The sequence below is a fragment of the Pseudomonadota bacterium genome (assembly GCA_034189865.1).
Lineage (GTDB): Bacteria > Pseudomonadota > Gammaproteobacteria > UBA5335 > UBA5335 > JAXHTV01.
The window spans coordinates 21133-27283 of the sequence record JAXHTV010000034.1; the positions used below are offsets into that span (position 1 = coordinate 21133).

The 6151-nt window shown below is 56.9% G+C and carries 6 protein-coding genes and 1 tRNA gene; all 7 read left to right on the forward strand.

Going from position 1 to position 6151, the window contains the following annotated elements; genetic code table 11:
- Positions 1 to 24 precede the first annotated feature (24 nt).
- Positions 25 to 1956, forward strand: a complete 1932-nt coding sequence (ftsH, locus tag SVU69_12175) for an ATP-dependent zinc metalloprotease FtsH (protein MDY6943753.1) — start codon at positions 25 to 27, stop codon at positions 1954 to 1956.
- Positions 1957 to 2142: 186 nt separating this feature from the next.
- The gene (gene folP, locus SVU69_12180; GenBank protein MDY6943754.1) at positions 2143 to 2967 is read left to right on the forward strand and encodes a dihydropteroate synthase; all 825 of its coding nucleotides are present in this window, start codon (positions 2143 to 2145) and stop codon (positions 2965 to 2967) included.
- Positions 2960 to 4294: a phosphoglucosamine mutase gene (gene glmM / locus SVU69_12185; protein MDY6943755.1), complete on the forward strand. Its 1335-nt coding sequence runs from the start codon at positions 2960 to 2962 to the stop codon at positions 4292 to 4294. Before folP ends, glmM begins: the two co-directional genes overlap by 8 nt.
- 211 nt (positions 4295 to 4505) lie before the next feature.
- On the forward strand, positions 4506 to 5264 hold the full coding sequence (gene tpiA, locus SVU69_12190) for a triose-phosphate isomerase (GenBank protein MDY6943756.1): 759 nt from the start codon (positions 4506 to 4508) through the stop codon (positions 5262 to 5264).
- Positions 5265 to 5275: 11 nt separating this feature from the next.
- Positions 5276 to 5647, forward strand: a complete 372-nt coding sequence (gene secG / locus SVU69_12195; protein ID MDY6943757.1) for a preprotein translocase subunit SecG — start codon at positions 5276 to 5278, stop codon at positions 5645 to 5647.
- A gap of 101 nt (positions 5648 to 5748) precedes the next feature.
- Positions 5749 to 5833, forward strand: a tRNA-Leu gene (locus tag SVU69_12200).
- Positions 5834 to 5937: 104 nt separating this feature from the next.
- Positions 5938 to 6151 (forward strand): NADH-quinone oxidoreductase subunit A (gene ndhC / locus SVU69_12205; protein ID MDY6943758.1); only part of this gene is annotated, 214 nt, incomplete at its 3' end.

Consider the following 6151-nt stretch of genomic DNA (forward strand, 5'->3'; position numbering starts at 1 on the left):
CAAGAGGGTCTCACCTTGAGCGACATGGCTAAAAATCTCATCTTATGGATCATCATTGCCGTGGTCCTCATGTCTGTATTCAACGGCTTTGGTACGCGTACGCAACAGGCCCAACAGGTGCCTTATTCGCAGTTCTTAGGCCAAGTTGAAGACGGCGTTGTGACACGCGTCGAATTCGACGGACGAAAAATTACCGGTCAATTGGCTACTGGCGAACAATTTACGACCTATAGCCCGGAGACCGACAACAGCGCCTTGATTGGCGATTTGTTGGAGCAGAATGTCACTATCATCGGCCGGGAGCCTGAGCAGCAGTCTTTGCTGATGCAGATTTTTATCTCCTGGTTCCCCTTCCTGCTGTTGATCGGCGTTTGGATTTTCTTCATGCGCCAAATGCAAGGCGGCGGCGGTGGTCGCGGGGCGTTGTCTTTCGGGAAAAGTAAGGCGCGCATGTTGGCGGAGGACCAGGTTAAGGTCACTTTTTCCGATGTCGCTGGTTGCGACGAAGCGAAGGAAGAAGTGGTCGAGCTCGTCGAGTTCTTGCGCGACCCGAGTAAGTTTCAACGGCTCGGCGGAAAAATTCCGCGCGGAATTTTGATGGTGGGGCAACCGGGTACCGGGAAAACGCTGCTGGCCCGCGCCATAGCCGGAGAAGCGAAAGTTCCGTTTTTCACCATTTCCGGTTCCGATTTTGTCGAAATGTTTGTTGGCGTCGGCGCCTCGCGCGTTCGGGATATGTTCGATCAGGCCAAGAAACATGCCCCTTGCATCATCTTCATCGATGAGATCGACGCAGTGGGCCGTCATCGTGGCGCCGGTTTGGGCGGCGGGCACGACGAACGTGAGCAAACGCTGAACCAGCTGTTGGTGGAAATGGACGGTTTCGAAGGCAACGAAGGTGTCATCGTTATTGCGGCCACCAATCGGCCGGACGTGCTCGACAAAGCGCTTTTGCGCCCGGGCCGCTTCGACCGGCAAGTGGTTGTGGGTCTGCCCGATGTGCGCGGACGGGAGCAGATCCTGAAAGTGCATATGCGAAAGGTTCCCGTTGGGGACGATGTGAATCCGGCCATCATTGCCCGCGGAACGCCTGGGTTTTCTGGGGCCGATTTGGCCAACCTCGTGAACGAAGCTGCTTTGCTTGCTGCGCGGGCCAATCGGCGACTGGTGACTCAGGATCTATTCGACAAGGCGAAGGATAAGATCATGATGGGTGCCGAACGGCGCTCCATGGTCATGAGTGAGGATGAAAAGCGGTTGACCGCCTATCATGAAGCCGGTCACGCGATCGTTGGCTTGACGGTGCCGGAGCATGATCCTGTCTATAAGATCAGCATCATGCCGCGAGGTCGGGCGTTGGGCGTCACGATGTTTCTGCCGGAAGATGATCGTTACAGCTACAGCAAGCGCCGTTTGGAAAGCCAACTTTCTAGTCTGTTCGGCGGTCGTTTGGCCGAGGAGTTGATTTTCGGCGCCGACGCGGTGACCACCGGTGCGTCCAACGATATTGAGCGTGCCACGGAGATCGCTAGAAACATGGTGACTAAGTGGGGGCTGTCCGAGAAACTCGGTCCTCTGGCGTATAGCGAAGAAGATCAGGCTTCCTACCTGAATTCGCCGATGCAAGGCGGACGCGCTGCCGCTATTTCCGACGACACCGCGCATGCGATTGATGAGGAAATTCGAGTAATTATTGATCGCAACTACGAGCGCGCGAAAAATATTCTGGAAGAGCATACTGAAAAGTTGCATCTCATGGCCGACGCGCTGATGAAGTATGAAACCATCGATCGTGACCAGATTGACGCGATCATGGAAGGACGTGAACCCGGCCCGCCCAAAGGTTGGGCTGGTACGGACGATGACTCCGGGCCGTCCGGTAAGGTGGTGGCGCCTGAAAAGCCTGCTTCCCCTGCAGGCCGGCCGGCTGATAATCTTCCCGGTCCTGCGGGCTGAGCTTACACCTGAGAGTGCTTAGTGCATAGACACAAGCCGGTGGCAAATAGCCGCCGGCTTTTTTGTATTGGGTTAGTGGTCTCTCGTTCGCGGGTCGTTTGAGACGTTCGGGTTATCAGGAGTTTGGATTCGATCGTGTTGCTGGATTGTGGCGGGAAAATTTTGGATCTCAGCGTCCCGCAGGTGATGGGCGTTCTTAACGTCACGCCCGATTCTTTCTCTGACGGCGGGCGATTTGTCACTTTGGGCGCGGCTATCGAACAGGCCGAGTCTATGCAAGCCGAAGGCGCTGCGATTATTGATGTTGGAGGAGAGTCGACACGACCTGGCGCGTCTCCGGTGAGTGAGCGCGAAGAGCTCGATCGCGTGATTCCGGTGATCGAGGTCTTATCTCAACGTTTGCATATACCTGTGTCGGTGGATACCAGTAAGCCGGCGGTGATGAAAGCCGCTGTCGCTGCGGGTGCGGGCATGATTAACGATGTTCGGGCGCTGACTGAACCGGGGGCCATCGACGCGGCGATCGCAAGTGATGTGCCGGTTTGCCTGATGCATATGCAAGGTGAGCCGCGCACGATGCAACTGGGGCCAAGTTACCGCCGAGTTGTTAACGATGTGGTTCGCTTTCTCACCAAGCGGGTGGAATGCTTGATGGATGCGGGGTTTCCGCAAAATAGGATGATCCTGGATCCCGGCTTCGGGTTCGGCAAGACGCTGGAACACAATCTCGAATTGCTTGCAGATCTTGAGTCGATCGCCGATTTGGGCTTTCCGGTGATGGTCGGTTTGTCACGCAAATCGATGATTGGACGGTTGCTCCGAGACCGGCCCGTTGGCGAGCGGGTTTTTGGCAGTGTCGCGGCGACTGTCTTGGCAGTTGAGCGCGGTGCCCGATTAGTTCGGGTCCACGACGTATTGGCAACGTGTGATGCACTCAAGGTGTGCCGAGCGGTGATGGAAGCGGATCGGCCACCAGAGGATTTTAGCCAGGAGAAGGCGACGAGTGAGTAAGCGATATTTTGGAACGGACGGTATTCGCGGACGGGTCGGTGCTCAACCGATGAGTCCCGATTTTGTACTCAGGTTGGGGCAGGCTGTAGGCGGTGTCCTGACGCGTAACGGTCCGGCCACTGTTCTGATCGGGAAGGATACGCGTATTTCCGGATATATGTTCGAATCCGCTTTGGAAGCCGGACTCTCGGCGGCGGGAGTGAATGTCAAACTCCTAGGCCCGATGCCGACACCGGGTGTGGCGTATTTGACCAAAACCTTTCGTGCCAGCGCCGGTGTCGTGATCAGCGCATCTCACAATCCGTTCGAGGACAACGGAGTCAAGTTTTTTACCCCCGCGGGCGGCAAACTTTCCGACGAAATGGAGTTGGCCATCGAGCGCGCACTGGACTCGTCGCTTTGCACTGTGGAGTCTGCTCAACTAGGGAAGGTGTCTCGAATCAACGATGCCCAAGGGCGTTATGTGGAGTTCTGCAAGTCCACGCTCGATCCGGGTGTCAATCTCAAAGACATGAAGATTGCGCTTGATTGCGCCCATGGAGCCACTTATCAGATCGCACCCCATGTTTTTTCTGAACTGGGGGCCGACGTGGTTACGATGGGGGTCCAGCCCGATGGTTTGAATATCAACGACGGCTGTGGTTCGACCCACCCCCAGGCCTTGCAAAATCTGGTTCGGGAATCGGGTGCGGACCTGGGCGTGGCTCTCGATGGCGACGGCGACCGGGCGTTGCTGGTCGACGGGGATGGCCGGTTGGTGGACGGTGACGAAATGTTGTTCATCATCGCTACGGCCATGAAACGGGCTAATCGGTTGCGCGGCCCGGTGGTCGGAACGCTAATGAGTAATCTAGGCCTCGAGTTAGCCCTGCGGGATGCAGGTATCGATTTCGTGCGTGCGGCTGTCGGTGACCGATTTGTGCTCGAGAAGTTGCGTGAGCATGACGGTGTACTCGGCGGGGAGCCGTCAGGCCACGTGATCTGTTTGGATCGAACCAGCACCGGTGACGGCATCGTCGCCAGTTTGCAGGTTCTCGGTGCCATGATAGCCAGCGGCCGGGGTCTTGCGGATCTGACAAGGGTCATGGGGCGGTTGCCGCAAGTTCTAATCAATGTGAAAACAACCAATGCCTCTGCGGCAATGAGTTGCGCGGAAGTCCGAGAAGTGACGGAACAGGTGCAAACCGAATTGGGTGCCCGTGGGCGGGTTGTGCTGCGGCCGTCCGGTACCGAGCCACTGGTAAGGATAATGGTCGAGGGTCAGCATTCTGACGCAGTTCGAGGCTATGCCGAGCGCATTGCAAGCGTGATCCGATCCGCGCTCTGAGCGCCCGTCCGAGTCAATCTGTGGCGGCCTGCCGCACGTAAGCAGGCCATGCGCTTGCGAAGGGGTATGTCCGAGCGGTTGTTTCGGTCATCAGTCGTTGTTCTCAAATTGCTTTATTGGCGCTGGATCGGTAAGCTTTCGCACCGTTTGATCGTTGTGATCGGTTCAGGCAGCCTCTGTCTGACCGCAGCACGTAGATTGGAGAAGAACTGTGCGCAAACCGCTAGTCGCCGGCAACTGGAAGATGAATGGTTCCCGGGCCGAGAACCAACAGTTGGTCTCTGCGATTCATGCCGGTGCTGCAAAGATCTCCGATGTCGATTTGCTGGTCTGTCCGCCATTTGTGTATCTGACGCAAATCGCCGAACAGCTAGCCGGAAGCAAAATTTCCCTCGGCGCACAGAACGTGGCGGATCAGCCCAGTGGCGCCTTTACGGGAGAGGTTTCCGCGTCGATGCTCCGCGAAGCGGGGTGTAGTTACGCCATCGTTGGCCATTCCGAGCGCCGCCATATTTACGGCGAGAGTGATGAACTGGTTGCCGCGCGCGCATCGCAAGCGGTGCAGCAGGGATTGACGCCGATTTTATGTGTCGGTGAAACGCTCGCTGAGCGGGAATCAGGTGTTACCGAGCAAGTGATCGAACGTCAGTTATCGGTTGTGAAAGTTTTGGCGGGCATGACGATTTTTCAAGATTTGGTGATTGCCTACGAGCCTGTTTGGGCCATTGGCACCGGTCAAACGGCAACGCCGGAACAGGCCCAGTCTGTCCATTCGTATATTCGCGAGTGGGTCGGCGGGGGAGATGAAGCTTTGGCCGCCACGATTCGCATCCTGTACGGCGGCAGTGTCAAGTCCGACAATGCGGCAGAGTTGTTCCACATGCCGGATATCGATGGCGGATTGATCGGTGGTGCTTCGCTGCAGGCGGACTCCTTTTTGGCGATCGCTGAAGCGGCGGTTGGGATTTAATCGGTTAACGCATGGAAATTATTCTCCTACTTGTACATCTTGCGCTGGCGGCAGGTATCATCACGCTCGTGCTCTTGCAGCAGGGTAAAGGCGCGGATGCCGGGGCTGCTTTTGGCAGCGGTGCCTCCGCAACCGTTTTTGGCGCCCGGGGCGCGGCGAACTTCCTCAGTCGCACCACTGCCGTATTGGCCGTTTTGTTTTTTCTCACAAGTTTGGGGCTGGGTTGGCTTTACGCAAACCGCAGCGGTCCGACGAGTGTCGTGGATCAGGTGCTGGAACCGACCACTTCGCCCTCCGAGCAGGAGCTTCCGCCGGTGGAGACGGAAGTAAACAACATCCCAGATCTTCCGCCTGAAGTCGCAGACGAAGAACCTGGGAACTAGCGAACTCAGAGTATAGAATGGCGGCGGTCATGCGCGAGATCGGCCGTATGTCCTTCGCCTGCGCGCCCGGCGAACGGATCATGGGAGGCGCGGTTGAATTCGCCGATGTGGTGGAATTGGTAGACACGCCGTCTTGAGGGGGCGGTAGCGAAAGCTGTGCCGGTTCGAGTCCGGCCATCGGCACCACAATTTGTGATGACTCGGCTTTGCCGAGGGCTATATGGCTTGCCTATCGCTGTGGGTAGCGCAAGCAACAAGCGGCAAAGACGCACCACGGGAGAGATCAGTTTATGCTGGAAAACTATTTGCCAATCCTGATCTTTCTCGTCGTGGCAGCGGTGTTCGGTTTGGTGCCGCTACTTGCCGGCATCGTGCTCGGACCTCGGCGGCCGGACGCAGAAAAAGATTCACCTTATGAGTGTGGATTTGAAGCCTTCGAAGATGCGCGAATGAAATTCGACGTGCGTTATTATCTCGTGGCAATCCTGTTCATTATCTTCGACC

Coding starts and splice junctions, on each gene's coding strand:
- ftsH (MDY6943753.1), top strand. CDS start 25: ATGGCTAAAAATCTCATCTTATGGATCATCATTGCCGTGGTCCTCATG.
- folP (MDY6943754.1), top strand. CDS start 2,143: ATGGGCGTTCTTAACGTCACGCCCGATTCTTTCTCTGACGGCGGGCGA.
- secG (MDY6943757.1), top strand. CDS start 5,276: ATGGAAATTATTCTCCTACTTGTACATCTTGCGCTGGCGGCAGGTATC.